Source organism: Variimorphobacter sp. HTMS_6 (assembly GCF_059717775.1).
Genome location: NZ_AP046094.1, coordinates 2,709,992 through 2,729,342 on the forward strand (window position 1 = coordinate 2,709,992; position 19,351 = coordinate 2,729,342).

The following is a 19,351-nucleotide window of genomic DNA, read 5'->3' on the forward strand; positions in this document are numbered from 1 at the left end:
ACCCTCATACATCACATACTGTTAAAAGGAAGCTCACATCTCTGAAACTTCCATTATAAAAATATAACAAATTTAAATATAAACGGTATGAAACTTTGTTTTTACTAATCAATTGTTTTCACATCAACCGGAATCCACATTTTAGGATTGTAATTAAGCGTATATTTATATTTAGATACCTTATTTTTGCTGATATCTTCTACCACATATGTAACATTATCGCTTAATCCAATGAAGTGCTTTTTGTATGTTCCGTCTTCATCCTCAACTGTGACTTCTAGTTGGTTATCTGCTGTATCTGCCTTGATTGACATTTTCCCTGTCATTTGAAATAAAACATCACCTTCGATACAGTTGATAACCGTAAGCTGTCTTACAACATTAAAGTTATCTGCTTCTTTCGATAAGTTATGTGAAACCTTATCCGCTTCCGTTTGACAACCTGTGAACGTAAATAATAATGCAATCAACAATGTTATAAATAAAATCTTTTTCTTCATGTACTATAATCTCCTTTAAATTTAATTTGATTTTTCATAATAAATAGATATTCTCTTTGCTACCGAGCTTCTTACCATGATGAGCTTTTCATCTATCCCTCTCATTCTATGCTTAACGTCAAATCTTGATATCATCTCCAGTTATGGTATTCGTTACTCTGTGTAAACAAATTCTCTCATAGAATTGGTAATCTTGTCAAATATAATCCATTTTATGCAACATGTAATGCAACACACAAAAAAGAGCCCTGATAAAATCAGAACTCTTATCGTCGAGGCGACGGGATTCGAACCCACGGCCTCTGCGTCCCGAACGCAGCGCTCTACCAAACTGAGCCACGCCTCGATTTATTACTATGCTAATGCTTATACGGTCAACTCTTTCACAAACACTGCATTAGATATTATCTAATAAATGCATTAAAAAGTCAACTATAAATTTTCTTATTTTATGAAAAATTTCAACCAATTTTCAACATCCAAAACATCAAACCAAATTATATATTAACATCATTTTTTCTTTTTGAATATTTTAAAATAGTGATACCATTCTCTATGATATACTCATCTAGGTGTAATGTGATCGTCGGATTATTATCTAAAAACAGGGGTCTTCCTTTACCCAATATGATAGGGATGATTCCTATAATATACTCATCAATTATATCTGCTTTTAGAAAACCATCTACAAGAACACCACCTCCATACAAATATATATTCGATCCCTCTTTCTCCTTCTCATCTAATATAATCTTATTGATGTCTCCACGAATAAATCGGATATTATCATGATCCTTTATATCCTGTGAAGTTGCTACATATACCTTTTTATTCTTATAATCACTATGCATATTTTGGTCATAGCATTTTTTTCCCATAACTACTACATCAACACTTTCTACGAATTTATCAAATTCGTATTTCTTTTCTGTGTCCAGTGTAGTATCTCCATCTCCTACAATCCAGTCATATCCTCCATTTTCTGAAGCAATATACCCGTCAAGACTTATTGCTAGGTTTAATATGATTTTCCCTTTCATTGGAATACCTCCTTTTTGACTTTCTAATACCTTCCAGAATAATGACTATATAAACATTATTATATCATTTTTTCTTATATAAATGATACCTTATAATAAAAACGCAGGAGGAAGAGGGGCACGCCTTTGTCCTGCGTTGTATTACTATTTAAATTCATTTATAATATTCTTTCTTCCAAAACATTTTAATGTATGATATGCTTCACCGTACTGGTATAACATTGAGTATTTAACTTCAGAGTATTAATTGAAAGCACCTTTATATTGTTCTGGATAATCATAATCTAAGTTTCTAATTTTTGCTTTATTTAACACAAAGTATGGATTTCTTAAAAGTTCCCTACCAACTGCAACTAAATCTGCTCTATCATTCGATATTATTTCTTCAGCCATATTAACATCTGTAATTAAGCCAACAGCTATTGTAGGAATGTTACATTTTTCTTTAATTTTACTTGAATAATTTACTTGATATCCTGGATATGCATTTATTTCTACCGGAATTACTCCTCCAGTACTAACATGCACTATATCAATATACTCTTTAATTTCATTTATGATTTCAACCATATCATTTAATGTTATTCCTCCATCTTTATAATCATAAGCTGATACTCTAAGCAAAATTGCTTTTTCTTTTGGCCATACCTTAGTTACAGCTTGTAATATTTCTTTTAAAAATCTGGTTCTATTCTTTATATCTCCACCATATTCATCTTTTCTTAAATTTGATAATGGTGATAGAAATTGATGTATTAAATAACCATGTGCTCCATGTATTTCTACAGCATCAAATCCAGCTTTATCTGCTCTTTTAGCTGCTTCTTTAAAGTTTAGCACAATTTCTTTAATATCATCTTTCGTTAATTCCTTAGGCAATATACTTTTCTCATCAAATTTAACAGCACTTGGAGCTACAGCTTGGCTAGCTGTTCCTGTATATTTTCTTCCACCATGATTTAATTGTATTGCAATTTTAGAACCATGCTTTTTAACACCATTCGCAATTTTTTTTAGCCCATCAATATGCATATCATTCCAAATCCCTAAATCACTGTCTGTTGTCCTTCCATTTTCAATTACTCCTGTAGATTCAACTATTATAAGACCAACTCCACCAATAGCTCTGGTAACATAATGAGTATAGTGAAAATCATTTGCTATACCAGTCATGTCAGAAGAGTACATGCACATTGGTGGCATAACAATTCTGTTTTTTAAATTTAAATTTTTTACAGTATAATTTCTAAAAGTATTCATAATTATAATCTCCTTTTTATTTAATTTTCTTGCATAATGTCATTATATTATTTATACTATATTTTGAAAAGTAGTGATATTTTTTTCATATAATTTCAAAAAAGTAAGTATTGTGATAAATCAATGCTTTAAAGGAGTTTTATTTATGTCAGAAATCAAACTTGAACGTGGAAATCCCGATGAGAAATGTCCCATTGAAGCGGCAATAGATATCATAGGTAGTAAATGGACATTTCTGATAATAAGAGATTTATTGATAGATGGAACAATAAGGTTTGGGGAATTGTTACGTTCTTTAGATGGAATAAGTCCCAAAACACTATCCCTTAGACTACGTGAATTAGAGAAATTCGGGTTAGTTAAAAGAAGCGTTTATCCAGAAATACCTCCAAAAGTTGAATATGAGTTAACTAAAAAAGGTAAAAGTTTAGAAGCTGCATTTATAGAGTTGAAGAAGTGGGGACTTACAATTTTAGAATGACTTTTTATGAGTTCAATGAAAAACACAAAGTGAGTAGACTCCATTAGTCTGGATAGGTTTCGGGAATGGTTTCTGAGATTTTTTTGTGTTTATTTGTAGTAGCTCATGCATGGTTAGGTCAGAAAAGGGTAAAAAACAGACCTGAGACAGGGCTATTAAGTGAACATATACTCGGTTCGCTGCCCTAATCCAGGTCTGCTTTCTTTATTATTCTGTGATGTTTTCGCATTATTTTTTATTATGTCTACGAGGATAAATGGAGTTGCCTTTTGAATAAAGGATCGTGTCCGGCGACAAGATGACCATTAATAGCACACGATGATTCCGCCTTCATTCGCATACATTGAGCTTACTCCAGCTGTTTCCACTATTAAGCAATCCTTAAATGGTATTCTTTTTAATATCTCATTCTTGATATATTCTGCTCTCTCGAGGCAGTTACAGTGTGCGATACCCAAAGTTCTTTCATGAGGTCTAACTACATCCTGCTCGATTGCTTTTACCATCTGCAATAATGCCTTAACAATACCTCGTGCCTGATCGATCTTGCATATGGTTCCTTCCGGAGTTGCGCCCATAACCGGTTTGATATTTAAGGCATTGGCAATGAAGGCCTGTAATCCGGATAGACGTCCGTTCTTTCTCAACGTCTCTAATGTTTCGATAACAAATTTGGTGCTCATCTCTTCGCGGAATACAATGATTTTTTTAACGATTTCCTCAAATGAATATTTCTCTTCGATGAGCTCCATCAGCTTCTTGGCAATTAAGGTTTGACCAATCGATGCCGAACGTGAATCAATTATCTCAATATTTTTATCCGGATGATCCTCCAAATATATATTTTTCGCAACCTCAGCACTGTTATATGAACCACTTAATTGGGATGATAATGTTACAACATATACATCTCCTTCACAGTCAAAATGCTTCATATAAGCCTCAGGTGAAGGGCAAGCTGACTTAGGGCTGCGTGGGCATGCTTTCACTTTACTTAAGAAATCTTGTTGATTAAAGGTTTCGTCATCTACAATACTAACATCATCTACCATAAGAGTTAGGGGGACCAGCTTAATGTTAGGATTCTCCTTCATTGTTTTTGTTAAATCCGTACAGCTGTCTCCAATAATTCTGTATGACATCTATTCATCCTCCTGTTATAGAAATGATAAGTGGGGTATGCTTCTACTATAATTCCAGTTATTTCCTAATATTGTATTCCAAATCACATCATCAAATTTGCATACTTTATCATCTAGTTTTTATTACTATATAATAACATATAGATGCTCACATTATCAAGTGCTTTCTTGATTTAATAAATATTTTACATTTATATTACGTTCAACAATTTATAGATATTATCTCCTGTCCGTTCAAATAAATTCCCGATAATTCAATCCACATTACTACTGAAAATGTCGTCCAGAGTTAGTATCCACTTAACAAATTTCGATTTCATTTATCAAAATGAAGGTTATACGATAATTATTGCTTAATAAATTACAAAAAATGAGAAGTACCCAGTGATCTTCTCTCCAATTCAGTAAACATTATATGTGCAATCGTTTACTTTAGAAAGACGAATCTCGTAGTACTTCTCATACTTTTATCATTAACCTAAAATCTTAAAGGCTTAAATGCGTGTTGCTATCAATAAATTATTTTACTTTTTACTCATCAATCTTACTTTGCTAAAGCAAGCATAATCTCATTGCTTCTTTGGATGAACTTGGTCATTGCCTCCGGCTCAAGCGGTTTATGTCCAAGAAGTGCAAGATCATAGAGCTGTTCGCAGAATAATGAAGTGTTATCTGCATTTTCATTCGTGATAATATGTTGAACCAGCTTATTGTTTGCGTTAAGTACCAAGGTCTCTCCGGCATCTAATCCGCCCATATCCATACCATTCATGCTGTACATACGCATCATGTCCTGCATTCTTCGGCTCTCTTCGGAAAGTGTGATTATAGAGGATATGTTTTCATTCTTAAACTTCTCAACCTTAACCTCAAGCTTCTCCTTACCAAGAACCTTACGGAACAATGTTGTCATAGCTTCTGTGTTATTCTGAAGAACCTTTTGATCCTTCTTTTTGGTTTCTTCCTTGAAGCCATCCGTGATATCGGCATCAATACGCTGGAATTTGATATTCTTTTCCTGATTTTCTAATTGAGAGATAAACGGCTGGTCAATATTATGAGTCAGGATAAATGCGTCCACTCCTGCATCCTTGAACATGTTCACATATTGGCTCTGCTGTTTTAAGTCGGTCACATAATAGATTGTAGTCTTCTTCTCTTCCTCTTCGTGATTGTGATCATGTTCGTGGTCATGATCATGGTCGCAGTTTTCATCATGCACATGATCGTGCTCAGAAGCTGTACTCTGGTCCTGATTCTCTTCCTTATTCTCTTCTTCCACATCACTACCCTTATTAGCTTCAACATAGTCAGTTATAGTGATGTACTTTCCGTCCAGATTCTTAAAGATGAGAGCATCCTTGATCTTCTCACGGAACTTGTCATCCTTTAAGCATCCAAATTTGATAAATGGGTTGATATCATCCCAGAATTTCTCGTAGGTTTCTCTTTCCACTTTAAACATGCCGGATAACTTATCAGCAACCTTTTTGGAGATATAATCGGAGATTTTCTTAACAAAGCCATCATTTTGCAATGCACTTCTGGATACATTCAGTGGAAGATCCGGACAGTCAATTACACCCTTCAGTAACATTAAGAATTCAGGGATAACTTCCTTAATATTATCAGCGATGAACACCTGGTTATTGTATAATTTGATCAGACCCTCTAAGGAATCATATTCGGTATTAATCTTAGGGAAATATAAGATACCCTTTAGGTTAAATGGATAATCCATATTCAGATGAATCCAGAACAAAGGCTCCTTATAATCCTGGAATACATCACGGTAAAATTCCTTATATTCCTCTTCGGTGCAGTCATTTGGGTGCTTCGCCCAAAGCGGATGTGGGTTGTTAATCGGCTGCGGGCCCTTTTTCTCTGCTGCCTCTGCTGCTACACCATCTGCATCTACTTCTGCATCAATTACTTCTTCTTTTTCTTCTTCCTTCACCGGTTCATTTGCATTTATAAAGTAGATTTCAACCGGCATAAAAGAACAGTACTTCTTAATTACTTCTTTTACACGATATTCATTGGAGAACTCATAGCTGTCATCGTTCAGATATAAGGTAATATCCGTACCACGCTCGGTCTTATCACTCTCGCCCATCTCATATTCGGTGCCGCCGTCAGATTCCCAATGAATCGCCTTTGCATCCGGCTGCCAGGATAGGGTTTCAATTGAAACTCTCTTAGCCACCATGAATGCTGAATAGAAACCTAATCCGAAATGTCCGATAATCTGGTCTTCATTCGTCTTATCCTTATACTGCTCCATAAACTTTTGCGCTCCGGAGAAAGCGATTTGATTGATATATTCCTTTACCTCATCAGCAGTCATACCAATTCCGTTATCGGAAAAGCATATGCTTTTCTCTTCCGGGTTGATCGTAACGGTAAGTTTGTACTTATTATCCTCCGGGATATTTGCCTCTCCCATGATTTCAAGCTTCTTAAGTTTAGTGATTGCATCACTACCATTCGAGATAATCTCGCGGATGAAGATATCGTGATCAGAATATAACCACTTTTTAATAATTGGGAAAATGTTCTCTGAATGAATTGATAAACTACCACGTTCTGTACTCATAATAACACTCCTTTTTCTTTCATTATTTGTTAACTAAGTGTGTTTCTTAAGCATCCACACTCTGCGTTACAATTTGCTCCTCGGTATTATAGATACCGGTTATCGCATCGGTAAATTTCCTTCAAAAATCATAATAATACTGACCCATAAAAATGTCAAGACAAAATTAGCACTCTTAGGCTAAGAGTGCTAATAATTCTATTCTTCTTCAAAAATAATCCCATTATCCCGTAGCAGATTTTTTACTTTTGCATCCCACTCCTGCTCCAGCGTCTTATCCAGTGTAAAAGTCTTAATTGCTACTCCCGTTATGATATGGAGCGCACCCTTATCAAATCGAACATTTAGGTACAACCCTCCAATCTCCTCAATGCGAAGTCTTCCACCGGCTTGGTGTACTAATTCCTCACATTCAGAACGCGAAAGCTGAAATACAATTTTTAGAGAAAGCGGTGTTTTGTTGCCTTTAATCATCCCAAATACCGTCTGTCTTACATCACTCCACTGTACGAACTCATGCTCGTTCTTTTCCTCTAGTTCTTCCTTTGAGAAGAAGTCCTCATTGAGTTGCCCCATAATTTTAAAGTTAGTAAAGGTTTGCAGTTCCAATTCCCGTAACAGGAAGGAATCAAAGGTCGCATTGGCAAGCAACTTCCCCATGAACTGTTTTACCTCCGTTATATTAAGTGAAATCATTGCTTTCTCTCCTTTAAAAAACAAAATTTTGAAATCCATTGCATACTTACCAGTCTTTTTGTAAACATTGTACTAGTATAGATAAAACGTATTTTTAGAACAATAATATTATAATTAGGGTGTTAAAAATCCTTATCATATATTTTAACCGTCAGTATTCATAGGATTAGCCGTAATTTAAGAATTGTAAAACTAAGTTATTTTAAAAATATGCTTTGCCCTTCCTATAAATAAAGCTTTAATCTGAGCATATTGACATTTACACTGATTAAAAGGAGGATTGACTATATGTATTTTGAACCTACCAAAAAAACCTATCGTTTCCCATCCACAAACAGCCTAAATGATTTTCAATCAAAGTACTATTATCCGGAGAAGAATCATGCTACCGGAGAAGATACACGCTTTTCTTCCAAATCATCCCATTCTAGCTCCACACAGCAACATCATTTTGAAGATTAAATAATTGTCAGTATGATAAAGAATAATAATAAGTGAGCAGGGTAAAAAATGTAGAATAGATATTTTATATTTTTACCCTTCTTTCCATTATACAATGATATGGGGATTATTGCTAACACAGATAATATACTTATTACAGTATATGGGTTATTCGTTTGTAAGAAGAGTAACCAGTTACAATACATAGATCCCATAATCACTGCGGTACAAACTGCCATAATCGCTTTGCTTTCACGAAACAGATAATAAGATACGATCAATAATATACCCGCGATACTGTAATCAGTTCTTAATACATAGGCGATAGCACATAGAATCAACGTCAAAGCACCATCTATTGAATTGGCAACTGCATAATCGTATACATTTTTATGGAATTTATTCTCTACCATATTCATTAAAGTAATTAATAGCAACCCTAAGAATAGCGTAAAGAACACATTCTGATAACTGATTAATTGATCAAAAATCATCTTATAACCGGTGTGTTCGGTAGCTGCCTTATGGATATCCTCAAAAATACTTATTCCAAAATTCTTCTGATAAAAAGCGATGTCATACGGTATCTCGGAAACCAATGCAAATATTCCCAATCGAATCAGATATTTCTTAACGTTACTGGTATGATAAAATCCCTCGATAATTAGAAATACAAAGATCGGAAATGCCAAGCGACCAATTGCTCGACAAGTAAAGTATAACCAATAATTTTCACTTGGATGAATAAAAATCGCTCCAAAATGATCTATAAACATAGCCGTTATTGCAAATATTTTCAGTCTAAATGAATTCATCGTATTATTATTCCCTTTCACCATTAAAAAAAAATTAATTTTGCACGCTTCCCATCCACGTTCATTGTGCTAGTTCCATTCTAGCTAAGAAGGATTTAAAAGTCAAACCTGTTATTAGAAAAAGGGTTGTTGCAGAATATAATCTTCAACGAATTAGGTTATCATGCCCCAACTCATTGATAAGCAATAATTTCTACAACATTCCTTTGGTTTATTAATAATATAACATACTACATTGTTTTTTATCAGAATTCTTATTCACTCCTATTATTCATTATGGTATACTAGTCCACATGTTATTAATAAATATCACAACATATAAACTTCGCCGGTGAATCTTTGCTTGGTAAATTACGTTGTTAAAGTTAAAGCGAACCACGTAATCAAGCAATCTTAAGAATTTCATGTGCGAAGTTTTCATCACTTAATTACTGGAGGTTTTAACATGTATTATAAGCAATATGGTGATACGGATATGAAAGTATCCGCAATCGGCATGGGAGCAATGCGATATAATGATGCCGATGTAAAAGCAGGCAATTTTGAAAAATGTGCTGAAGTCGCATTATATGCTCATGAAAAAGGAATTAACTTCTTTGACACAGCACCATTCTACTGTAATGACAAGAGTGAAATCATCACCGGTATAGCACTGTCCCAATTACCAAGAGATAGTTTTTATGTATCTTCAAAAGTAAATATGGGCGTGTATGGAGAAGATTTTTCACAGGATGTTTTCCGTAGGAGACTTGAGACTTCTCTCACACGATTGAAGGTTGATTATCTGGACTTCTATTATCTATGGTGTATGCTGAGTCTCGATTCCTTCGAAAAGCAGTATGACTTAATGTATCAAAGCTATGTGAAAGCACAAGAGGAAGGCTTAATTCGTAATATAACCTTCTCCTCACATATGCAGGGTAATGATCTGGAAGAAGTAATTAAAACCAATTCCTTCAAGGGTATGTTAATCGGATATAACGCGTTGAATTACCGTTTCCGCCAGGCAGGTATTCGTGCAGCATATGATAATGGTATGGGTATCGTAGTTATGAATCCGTTAGGTGGAGGATTAATTCCTAATAACCCGAAGGTATTTAATTACTTAACAGAAGGTACCAACCTTACCGTACCACAAGCTGCCCTTCGTTTTGTAGCAGCACATAAAGAAATCACTGTTACTCTATGCGGTATGACCACGAAGGAGCATGTGGATGATGCAGTGAAATCCGTGGAGCATTTGGTTGAAAAGCCGGCTTCTGAGATATATCAGGAATATGAAAGCAAGGGTATGACCTTGAATGATCTCTGTACGGGCTGTGGTTATTGCAAATCATGTCCAATGGATATTGATATTCCGAAATATATGGATGCTTATAATGAGAAAATTCTCGGTAATAGCCTTGAAGATCGCTTGAAAAATCATTGGGGTATTCCTGCTTCAAAAGCTGCTGAATGTATTAAATGTGGTCAATGTGAAACCTTATGTACGCAGCATCTTGATATAATTGATCGCTTGGAACTCATTGGGCTAGCAAACTAAGTAATCGTTCTATCAAGAAAATCAGTCATATGGTATGGACCTCATAAGATTTGAAACACTGATAAATAAATGACAACAAATAATTAAGAAAAGACTTATCGGTTTTGATCATATAAAATCAAAACTGATAAGTCTCTTTTATTAATTCCTTAAAGAGCAAACCTTACATAATAATAGTTATTATCAGAATTTCTCTTCCCTCTTCTTATTGCTTTGTATACGGTGAGGGCAAATGATCCGGATGATTGAGCAGATCAATCAATTCTTTATCCGGTAACGGTTTACTAAAATAATAACCCTGTATCTTATCACATTTGTACTGCATCAGATAATCCAGTTGCTCCTTCTTTTCTACGCCTTCTGCAACAACACTCATACCCATGGATTTTCCTAAGGTAACAATATGACCTGTTAAAGCGCTATCACTGCCATATTCAATGCAATCAATAAATGACTTGTCCACTTTTAGTGTAGTAATTGGTAACTGACTAAGGTAGCTTAATGAGGAATACCCTTTTCCGAAGTCATCCAGAGCAATCCTGATATTGTGATCACTTAATTTTTGTAGATCACGTTCAATATTATCCACCGATTCCATTAATATTGATTCCGTTATCTCAAGTTCCAGGTATTTCGGATCCAAATCCAACTGATTCAACGTATCCAATAACAATTCGCAGAAATCAGATTGTAATAACTGAAGGATTGATATATTAATCGAGATATATAAATCATCAAAGCCCATCTCTATAACATTCTTTATAAACTTACATGCTGTTTGTATAACCCATGTTCCTAGCGGAATAATGTATCTAGTATCTTCTGCAACCTTTATGAATTTGATTGGAGAAACACGACCAAGCTCCGGACTATTCCATCGAAGTAGTGCTTCAAATCCTACAATTTTATTAAGATTAGGGTCTATCTGTGGCTGATAATGTAGTTCAAATTCATTATTTTCCAGTGCATTTTGAAGATATTTTTCAATACTAACTCTCTCATTAAATACATCACTCATAAAGGAATCATATAACATATGATTTTTCTTTCCATTTTCCTTCACTTTGTACATCGCAATATCTGCGTATTTTAACAACTGTTCCAACCGGTTACCATGCTCGGGATACATCGCGATACCGATACTTACTCCGATTCGTAATACGCTTTCCTGTATCTTAATCTCCTTACCAAACTGTTGAAGTATTTTATCAGCTGCATTCTGAGCTTCTTCAACATCCATAATATTAGGAAGTAAAACGACAAATTCGTCACCACTCAAACGGTAGACATTCTCTTCATTTACAAACAGAGTAGTTAATTTTTCACTTATATTCTTAATTAAGAGATCACCGAACGCATGTCCTAAGGAGTCATTAACATACTTAAAGTTATCTATGTCCACAAACAATAGAGCAACTTTTCCACAGTCAGGACAAAGAATACTGCTGGCATTCTCATACAGCATAACTTTGTTTGGAAGACTTGTTAACATATCGTGATAAGCCAAATACGCTAATTTATCCTCACCAATTCGAATTTTTTCATTTATGCTAAGAATTTCATCATATTGTTGCCTCATCTCTTCATCAGAAGCGGTTAACTCTTCATAGAGCTGGGTAAGCTCCTCATGACTTTGGGAAAGATCTTTTTTCATCTTATTGATCTTTCTTATATGAATAAGCAGGAAATTGATTAATACTATGAGTGCCAATATGATACCGATTACCGATAATACAAGATCTCTGTAGGTCTCAAAAAAGGAAAATGGTTTATTAATCACTTTAAAACCTTTCGGTATCTGATTCATGGTAATACCAAAATGTTTCATTTGCTGGTAGTCTATCACTGACAGTGTTGATTCCGGGATCAAATAAGGAATTCTATTCGCATCCTCACCCAAAAGCACACGCTCCGCAAGCTTAGCTGCAGATTCACCCTGAAGCTTTCCGCTTAACATTACACCACCGAGTACTCCATTATTCAGGCCAAAATCATACTCATGATAAACCGGCACACTACTATTTGCACAAACCTCACGAATAACATAATCCATCTCATAAATCTTCTGCTTAATATCGTAGCTATATGTAGTCATTAAAACAATACTATTACTGTCTAAGCTCTTTACCGTATGAATTATTTCATCAAACGTCATTTTATTCATTGAGATCAGATTAATTGCTGGGTAGGCAGAATGTATCTTTCTGATTGCTTCATTCCCCATGGTTAATCCGCTCTCTGTATTGTCATATACTAGGTAAACATTCTTGATGGTTGAATTAATCTTTAGTGCCATTGCCATTGTTTGCTCCGGATAAAATTCCTCCAGTACACCGGTTACTTTTTTATAACCCTGAGTAATCTTTTTTGCACTATCGGCATTCACGCCGCTGAATACGACCGGAGCATTCGAGAATATCTCCTCTCTGTTTTTCAGTGCGAATTGCAATGCCGCATCATCTGTAGCCACCACCAAGTCAATCTTTTTATTGGCATATTTGAACTTATAATAATCATGGAGTAATGTCAGATTCATCTCAGACGGATTATTCTTCCAATCCATATATTCAACGAGCAAATCTATATTTTTATTACTTTTCTTTAGTACATCAATTATTCCTACTGTCTGATCGTTCGTCCAACTTAGTCCTTGATGATAGGAATTGAGAATCAGAACATTCTTTAAATCGCTCTGTTCAGCTGCTGATACAGTGGATGCTCTTGATATAAGGAAAAGAGATATAACAAATATCAAATATTTTAAAAACTTAAGCTTTCCTCGCATTATTTTCCTCCCAATAATAATGTGCGTCACAAATTTATATTAGTCAAATAATATTCTTATGCAAATTATAACTGTCGGATAAAAATCAATATAAAAAAATGAAATACCAGAATTTTCTTCTTTTTTCTTCATTATATACCATAATACCACTATATGACTAGTGAAATTTACTTTTTCCGTATAGTAAAAATTACTTGCAAATTCAAGAATATACGATACAATAGAAAATGGCGATTGTTTAAATTTAGACAGGTGAAACATCTTGTTGTATCACTTGTAAAGAAGTATCCAGGAGGTTTTACATGATTCAAGCTAGTAATGTAACTTTAAGATTAGGAAAACGTGCATTGTTCGAGGAAGTAAACATTAAGTTTACCGAAGGTAACTGCTATGGATTAATCGGTGCAAATGGCGCAGGTAAATCAACGTTTCTTAAAATATTAAACGGGCAGATTGAGCCCACCAACGGTGATATCATCATCACCCCGGGACAGCGATTATCCTTCCTACAACAGGATCACTTCAAATATGATTCCTTTGAAGTATTAGAAACTGTTATTATGGGTAATAAACGTCTCTATGAGATAATGAAAGAAAAAGAAGTAATTTATGCGAAAGAAGACTTTACCGAAGAAGACGGTATCCGTGCAAGTGAACTAGAAGGTGACTTTGCCGCGATGGACGGATGGGAATCAGAATCCAATGCTGCCTCTTTGTTAAATGGTCTTGGTATTGATACAGAGCTTCATTATAAAAAGATGAGCGAGCTGAATGGTAGCGAAAAGGTTAAGGTATTGCTTGCACAGGCACTCTTTGGCAATCCTGATATCCTATTGCTCGATGAGCCTACCAACCATTTGGATCTAGAAGCGATTCGTTGGTTAGAGGAATTCTTAATTAACTTTGAAAATACTGTAATTGTAGTATCCCATGACCGTTATTTCTTAAATAAGGTATGTACCCATATTGCTGATATTGATTATGCTAAAATCCAGCTTTATTCCGGTAACTATGATTTTTGGTATGAGTCTAGCCAGTTGATGGTGAAGCAGATGAAGGATGCGAATAAGAAGAAGGAAGAAAAGATAAAAGAGCTACAGGACTTTATCCAGCGATTTAGTGCAAATGCTTCCAAATCAAAGCAAGCTACTTCCCGTAAGAAAGCACTCGAAAAAATCGAGCTTGATGATATTAGACCATCCAGCCGTAAGTATCCTTATATTGATTTCAGACCAAACCGAGAAATCGGTAATGAAGTGTTAACCGTAGAGAATTTATCTAAAACCATTGATGGAGTAAAGATTCTCGATAATATTTCCTTTATGGTTGGTCGTGATGATAAGATCGCATTTGTTGGACCTAATACCGCTGCTTCTACCACGCTGTTTAAGATATTAGCTGGTGAGATGGAACCGGATGAGGGCTCCTTCAAATGGGGCATCACTACTACCTCCGCTTATTTTCCTAAGGATAACACTAAGCTCTTTGCAGGCGATGAGTCCATCACAGATTTCTTGATGCCTTACTCACCTGAGAAGGATGTAACCTATGTACGTGGTTTCATGGGACGAATGTTATTTGCCGGCGAAGAAGGCTCCAAGAAGGTCAATGTATTATCCGGTGGTGAGCGAGTTCGTGTTATGCTCTCCAAAATGATGATTATGGGTGCAAATGTTTTAATTCTAGATGAACCTACCAACCATTTGGATATGGAATCTATCACCGCGTTAAATAACGGTATGATAAAATTCCAAGGTGTGGCATTATTCACCTCACCTGACCATCAGTTCATTCAGACCACTGCAAACAGAATTATGGAGATTGTAAATGGTCACTTGATTGATAAGATTTCTTCCTATGATGAATATCTAGAAAGTGATGAGATGGCAAGAAAGAGACAGATTTGTGAATTCGAAGCTGAGGATGAAGCCACAGAAGAATAAATTACGATATTAAGATTGAAGTAAGGGGCTGTTACAAAGCAAATACGTAACAGCCCCTTTTGTTCTGTGTTAATGGTTGGAGTTTCATTCAGATATCGTGTTGGTATTCTTCATTTTTAACTTTTATCAATTTTGATGAACTTTTATCATTATTGAATCTGACAGGCCGCTCCATTAAGAGTAAAAGCGGTAGGTGTTTGTAACGTGCCACTGTAGTTTAAATTGAAACCAAAGCTTTGCGTTCCACCGCCTGCAGCAATCGTTGCGGTATGGCTTAGATTCGTTGCTGATATGATGCCTCCACTCGTTGTATAGGAGGCATTCCACATATTAGCGATGCTTTGCCCTGACGGTAATGTCCATGCTAATGTCCATCCATTTATTGCTGTAGTGCCATTATTCTTGATTGTTACATTGATATTAGCACCGGTACCCCAGCTGCTGGATACGGTATAGGTAACAACAATACCTGCTGGCACCTGTGTAATCGTCGGAGTTACTGTAGGGGTTACCCTTGGAGTAACCGTCGGAGTAGCTGTCGGGGTTACCGTAGGAGTAATCCTTGGAGTAACCGTTGGGGTAATGGTAGGAGTAATGCTAGGAGTTATCGTCGGTATATTCGTCGGTGTAATTGTTGGAGGATTCGTTGAACCACCGACATGCGTGCCGTTAGCACCAAGATTTACCTGATGATCGAGACCGATAAATTTACCGCTGCTATCCTTCCATAAGGTTTGCTTCACTATATTATATTTGTCTGTATCAATCGTTACCCAATCATCCTTTAATATTCCTCCGGTGTCGCCTGAATTAGGATTCATACACCAGAAAGTGTGATTAAGGTTGTTCTCAGCTATGGTTTGAGCGAGGTAGGTAAGCCATTTCTGGTTATCCCCTCCATCAAGCCTTCCACCCCATTCCCCTACTAATATAGGAGCAATATTTTGTTTATGAATATATAACCAATTTGGATCCCAGCAGTTGGTTGTGAGGGATTCCTTTGTAAATCCCGGCTGAAGCCAAGATTGTGCACTTACACTGGGGCCATAATCATGGGGTGAATATACTATCTGACCATTGCCGGTGCCAAGGTTAACGGGATAGTTCGCTACCCCTCTCAAATTCCCTCCCCACCAGTCAAAATTATACGGGCTGTTTGTTGGATTATCAGGTTCGCCATAAGTATGTCCTGTTTTCGGTGTTGCTTCAACGCCCTCGACAACAATCAGTAGGTTGGGATTAATGGCCAGTATCTGTTGCCCAACTTTACCTGCTTCATATCTCCAGTTGTTCTGATCTGTTGACCCATCCCATTTTGCAGCCGCACTTCCCTGGCCTGGTGTACCATGTGGTTCATTGAACAGGTCACATGCAATTACGGTATCATCATTCTTATAATGAGTGGCAATCCATTTCCAGCTTTCTTCAAAATCTGTAACACTATAAGTATCATTATACCAGAGATTCAACTGCTGTGTATTCACAACCCTGTGCATATCAAACATAACCTTGATACCCTTTTGCTTACAGTAAGCGATGGCAGTATCAAGTATCTCAAGGCTGTTTTTCCCTTCAAGTCCAGGGTTTACATAGGTATTGACACTGTCTGACATTGGATATATGCCCTTACGCCACTGATTTACCAATTGAACACTGAGAGGAATTCTTAATAGGTTAAAGCCATTATCTGCTATCTTGTCTAAAACACTTTCCAGCGTTACACTCCAGATTCCATGAAAAACTGCATTCGTTGTTTCATATCCGAACCAAGCAATTCCTGTAAGTCTGACTTGATTGCCATTCTGATCTAATATCTTATTGCCGTTTACATGAAGATAGTCATCTGCTGGCTGTGAGGCCGCCTTTACCAAGGCTTTTTGTGGAGTAATTATGAGCCCAGCCACCAAAAGAATTGCTACAACATATGATACAAGCTTTTTCATACTATACCTCCTTATTAATTAATATTAATATTCCTTGCTCCGCTTAAGTTCACCTACAACAATACGGTAATCTTATTAGCATCGTATATTGAATTCGTAAGTACAGTTAGAATCTCCTCCCATTTATTTACATTTGCATTATAGCATCATGTCCTATTCTTGTAAACAAATCTATACAACTAATACATTCCTCCTTCTCATATAATATAATAGTCCCTAAATCATAGTAAAAAGGCATTACACAGACTATTCAAACAACCTGTATAATGCCTTTTTATCAAACTTCTTCCTGTAATCTTTTATTAAAGAAATATTTACTATCTTTTATTTCGCAGGATAAAATTTTAACATCGCATTTCTGATTGAGGGTTTAAATACAGTATTATGATCATAACCTTTGATGATTTTATATTCAAAATTAAATCCACCGTAGTTGCGTCCCTCTAACTTTTCTAAAAATGGTTTATACATCTCAATAAACGTGGTTTCTGCACTTCCAACCGTCATATATACAGAACAGTTTAAATCCTTATTTCTTTGAGCATACCAATCTTCAAAACTAGATACAAGTGCGAGATTTGTATTGCATTGGAAGGATGGGCTACCAATATAATAATAGGCAAATGTATTCTCCCCAATTGTATCGCTATGGAATAAGGAATAGTATCCCCAATAACCCCCATAGGAATGCCCTGTCAACATAGTCCGGGTGGTATCGACGCTATAATTTTCACGCATATATGGCATCAAATTATCCACCAAGAATTGCAAAAACAAATCCGGCTTGCGAACCAGATCACGTTCTCTGATCTGTGAATAATCGTAACCATTCGGATAGCCCACGCTTACCAATATAACATCCTCTACCTCGCCATTTTTCATCATAGCTCTTATCTCCGGATGATCACTTAATCTCCAAATACCATCTGTCATTAAAACCAGCGGATATTTTTTAGCCTGATCATAATCTTTTGGTAAAGAGAGATGTATTAAAAAGGAATCGTTAATCTCTTCATCATACATTGTAATCTCTTTGATATAATCTTTTGCAGCAGGATCTTTTCCTACAACTTCATTATAAAATTCGTGTTCCTTCGAAAGAGCACCAAGTTTAATACTATCCTTCTCTTTCTGGCTCATTGCTTTTGCAGCTAAAACACAAGCTTTCTCCTTATCTCCATATTCTCTAGAATCAAAATAACATAATCCTTGTATTAGCGCTTCAAATCCAATCGTGTTACTGCCCGAACCTGGTATAACTATATCTTTTAATGCAAACCCCTTATAATTATCTGCTGTTAATGCCTCAATCCATTGCGTTGTACTTTTATATGCCATCCACATCTGATCATCCCCGGCTCTGACAACACATATATTAGAAGGAAGTGATTTATTTGCCCCAGCATAATTCTTATCCTTATTGATAATATCTAGGTTTTTATTTTGTAGATGAAGCTCCGGTTGCACCAATAGATATTGCATTACATTTTTCTTTTCATAAATGGATATGGCTGCAAAACAACCGGCTTTTCCGTATCCTGTAATACATATTTTATTTGTATTAATCTTATAATTTTCGCACATCCAACCCAGAAAATTGTTTGTTATGAAATTATTCAAAGCTCCCGCATTATCAATGTAGCTTTTCTTCATTTCAGCACTGTTGTTTAGATCCTCACCATTATTCAATAGAAGAATCATTGTCTGTGGATTATTATTGTTCACATAATTATTTAATTCCCTTATCTCGGTATCATTAAAATTTTTTCCTAATACAATAAAAAGCGAAGCATCATTTGTTTGATTGAAATTCTTACTTTTCAATAATAGAGACTTATAATTTTTACCAATCTCATCATCATAAAAAGAAATTGATTCTCCATAATCCATTTTCTGAACGGATATCTTTGATTTTTCATTTTTAGTCATACCATTCTCATAGGATCGCTGTTTTTGCACTGCACTGGTGGGTGTAGCTTTATTGCCTGTTTCCTCTGAATTTTTATCCCCTTTTGAACAGGCTGTCATAACAATCATGATAAACATCAGGTAAAGAGCCAAAACCGCCTTTATATGCTTCATATTTAAAACCTCCTTCTTATATAAAAGTATAATATAAAGCAGGAAAATCTTCTCGACATTTCCTGCTTTGTTTTGTCCGGTATA

Annotated in this window: 14 protein-coding genes and 1 tRNA gene; 4 read left to right on the top strand and 11 right to left on the bottom strand. The window is 35.6% G+C overall.

Annotation, left to right across the window (positions count from 1 at the left end; translation table 11 throughout):
* Positions 1 to 104: 104 nt before the first annotated feature.
* From AC6IWN_RS12290 to namA, 4 genes are all read right to left on the bottom strand, one after another.
* On the bottom strand, positions 105 to 500 hold the full coding sequence (locus tag AC6IWN_RS12290) for a beta-sandwich lipoprotein (protein WP_497987706.1): 396 nt from the start codon (positions 498 to 500) through the stop codon (positions 105 to 107).
* Between the two features lie 272 nt (positions 501 to 772).
* A tRNA-Pro gene (locus AC6IWN_RS12295) sits at positions 773 to 846 on the bottom strand.
* A 151-nt stretch (positions 847 to 997) separates the two neighbouring features.
* Positions 998 to 1,540, bottom strand: a complete 543-nt coding sequence (locus AC6IWN_RS12300; RefSeq protein WP_497987707.1) for a dihydrofolate reductase family protein — start codon at positions 1,538 to 1,540, stop codon at positions 998 to 1,000.
* Between the two features lie 243 nt (positions 1,541 to 1,783).
* Positions 1,784 to 2,800, bottom strand: coding sequence for an NADPH dehydrogenase NamA (namA, locus tag AC6IWN_RS12305; protein ID WP_497987708.1), 1,017 nt, complete (start codon positions 2,798 to 2,800; stop codon positions 1,784 to 1,786).
* A gap of 145 nt (positions 2,801 to 2,945) precedes the next feature.
* On the opposite strand from namA, the gene AC6IWN_RS12310 reads away from it, so the two are divergent.
* Positions 2,946 to 3,281 carry a winged helix-turn-helix transcriptional regulator gene (locus AC6IWN_RS12310; protein ID WP_497987709.1) on the top strand — a complete coding sequence of 112 codons (336 nt, stop codon included), beginning with the start codon at positions 2,946 to 2,948 and terminating at the stop codon, positions 3,279 to 3,281.
* Positions 3,282 to 3,586: 305 nt separating this feature from the next.
* Here AC6IWN_RS12310 and AC6IWN_RS12315 read toward each other — a convergent pair whose 3' ends face one another.
* The 3 genes from AC6IWN_RS12315 to AC6IWN_RS12325 form a co-directional block, all read right to left on the bottom strand.
* Entirely contained in the window at positions 3,587 to 4,423 is an 837-nt protein-coding gene (locus AC6IWN_RS12315; protein ID WP_497987710.1) for a DegV family protein, read from the bottom strand.
* A 544-nt stretch (positions 4,424 to 4,967) separates the two neighbouring features.
* Positions 4,968 to 7,019: a molecular chaperone HtpG gene (gene htpG / locus AC6IWN_RS12320; RefSeq protein ID WP_497987711.1), complete on the bottom strand. Its 2,052-nt coding sequence runs from the start codon at positions 7,017 to 7,019 to the stop codon at positions 4,968 to 4,970.
* Between the two features lie 198 nt (positions 7,020 to 7,217).
* On the bottom strand, positions 7,218 to 7,715 hold the full coding sequence (locus tag AC6IWN_RS12325) for a DUF5721 family protein (protein WP_497987712.1): 498 nt from the start codon (positions 7,713 to 7,715) through the stop codon (positions 7,218 to 7,220).
* 288 nt (positions 7,716 to 8,003) lie between these two features.
* Here AC6IWN_RS12325 and AC6IWN_RS12330 point away from each other — a divergent pair, with 288 nt between their 5' ends.
* Positions 8,004 to 8,177, top strand: coding sequence for a hypothetical protein (locus tag AC6IWN_RS12330; RefSeq protein ID WP_497987713.1), 174 nt, complete (start codon positions 8,004 to 8,006; stop codon positions 8,175 to 8,177).
* Here AC6IWN_RS12330 and AC6IWN_RS12335 read toward each other — a convergent pair.
* Complete coding sequence (locus AC6IWN_RS12335; protein ID WP_497987714.1) at positions 8,174 to 8,971, bottom strand: TraX family protein; 798 nt, start codon at positions 8,969 to 8,971, stop codon at positions 8,174 to 8,176. The two genes, AC6IWN_RS12330 and AC6IWN_RS12335, sit on opposite strands and share 4 nt — an antisense overlap.
* Positions 8,972 to 9,416: 445 nt before the next feature.
* On the opposite strand from AC6IWN_RS12335, the gene AC6IWN_RS12340 reads away from it, so the two are divergent.
* Complete coding sequence (locus tag AC6IWN_RS12340; protein ID WP_497987715.1) at positions 9,417 to 10,514, top strand: aldo/keto reductase; 1,098 nt, start codon at positions 9,417 to 9,419, stop codon at positions 10,512 to 10,514.
* A gap of 205 nt (positions 10,515 to 10,719) precedes the next feature.
* Here the strand turns inward: AC6IWN_RS12340 and AC6IWN_RS12345 are convergent, their stop codons facing one another.
* Positions 10,720 to 13,299 (bottom strand): ABC transporter substrate binding protein, encoded by a 2,580-nt coding sequence (locus AC6IWN_RS12345; protein WP_497987716.1) that lies wholly within the window; start codon positions 13,297 to 13,299, stop codon positions 10,720 to 10,722.
* Between the two features lie 302 nt (positions 13,300 to 13,601).
* Here AC6IWN_RS12345 and AC6IWN_RS12350 point away from each other — a divergent pair, with 302 nt between their 5' ends.
* Positions 13,602 to 15,242, top strand: a complete 1,641-nt coding sequence (locus AC6IWN_RS12350) for an ABC-F family ATP-binding cassette domain-containing protein (protein WP_497987717.1) — start codon at positions 13,602 to 13,604, stop codon at positions 15,240 to 15,242.
* A 149-nt stretch (positions 15,243 to 15,391) separates the two neighbouring features.
* Here the strand turns inward: AC6IWN_RS12350 and AC6IWN_RS12355 are convergent, their stop codons facing one another.
* Both AC6IWN_RS12355 and AC6IWN_RS12360 read right to left on the bottom strand, forming a co-directional pair.
* Positions 15,392 to 17,185, bottom strand: a complete 1,794-nt coding sequence (locus AC6IWN_RS12355) for a cellulase family glycosylhydrolase (RefSeq protein WP_497987718.1) — start codon at positions 17,183 to 17,185, stop codon at positions 15,392 to 15,394.
* A 324-nt stretch (positions 17,186 to 17,509) separates the two neighbouring features.
* The gene (locus tag AC6IWN_RS12360) at positions 17,510 to 19,267 is read right to left on the bottom strand and encodes an alpha/beta hydrolase (protein ID WP_497987719.1); all 1,758 of its coding nucleotides are present in this window, start codon (positions 19,265 to 19,267) and stop codon (positions 17,510 to 17,512) included.
* Positions 19,268 to 19,351 lie beyond the last annotated feature (84 nt).

Bases quoted from the DNA above. Each gene is read 5' to 3' on its own strand.
- htpG (WP_497987711.1), bottom strand. From the start codon at position 7,019: ATGAGTACAGAACGTGGTAGTTTATCAATTCATTCAGAGAACATTTTC.
- AC6IWN_RS12315 (WP_497987710.1), bottom strand. From the start codon at position 4,423: ATGTCATACAGAATTATTGGAGACAGCTGTACGGATTTAACAAAAACA.
- AC6IWN_RS12310 (WP_497987709.1), top strand. From the start codon at position 2,946: ATGTCAGAAATCAAACTTGAACGTGGAAATCCCGATGAGAAATGTCCC.
- namA (WP_497987708.1), bottom strand. From the start codon at position 2,800: ATGAATACTTTTAGAAATTATACTGTAAAAAATTTAAATTTAAAAAAC.
- AC6IWN_RS12330 (WP_497987713.1), top strand. From the start codon at position 8,004: ATGTATTTTGAACCTACCAAAAAAACCTATCGTTTCCCATCCACAAAC.
- AC6IWN_RS12290 (WP_497987706.1), bottom strand. From the start codon at position 500: ATGAAGAAAAAGATTTTATTTATAACATTGTTGATTGCATTATTATTT.
- AC6IWN_RS12335 (WP_497987714.1), bottom strand. From the start codon at position 8,971: ATGAATTCATTTAGACTGAAAATATTTGCAATAACGGCTATGTTTATA.
- AC6IWN_RS12360 (WP_497987719.1), bottom strand. From the start codon at position 19,267: ATGAAGCATATAAAGGCGGTTTTGGCTCTTTACCTGATGTTTATCATG.
- AC6IWN_RS12300 (WP_497987707.1), bottom strand. From the start codon at position 1,540: ATGAAAGGGAAAATCATATTAAACCTAGCAATAAGTCTTGACGGGTAT.
- AC6IWN_RS12350 (WP_497987717.1), top strand. From the start codon at position 13,602: ATGATTCAAGCTAGTAATGTAACTTTAAGATTAGGAAAACGTGCATTG.
- AC6IWN_RS12355 (WP_497987718.1), bottom strand. From the start codon at position 17,185: ATGAAAAAGCTTGTATCATATGTTGTAGCAATTCTTTTGGTGGCTGGG.
- AC6IWN_RS12325 (WP_497987712.1), bottom strand. From the start codon at position 7,715: ATGATTTCACTTAATATAACGGAGGTAAAACAGTTCATGGGGAAGTTG.
- AC6IWN_RS12340 (WP_497987715.1), top strand. From the start codon at position 9,417: ATGTATTATAAGCAATATGGTGATACGGATATGAAAGTATCCGCAATC.
- AC6IWN_RS12345 (WP_497987716.1), bottom strand. From the start codon at position 13,299: ATGCGAGGAAAGCTTAAGTTTTTAAAATATTTGATATTTGTTATATCT.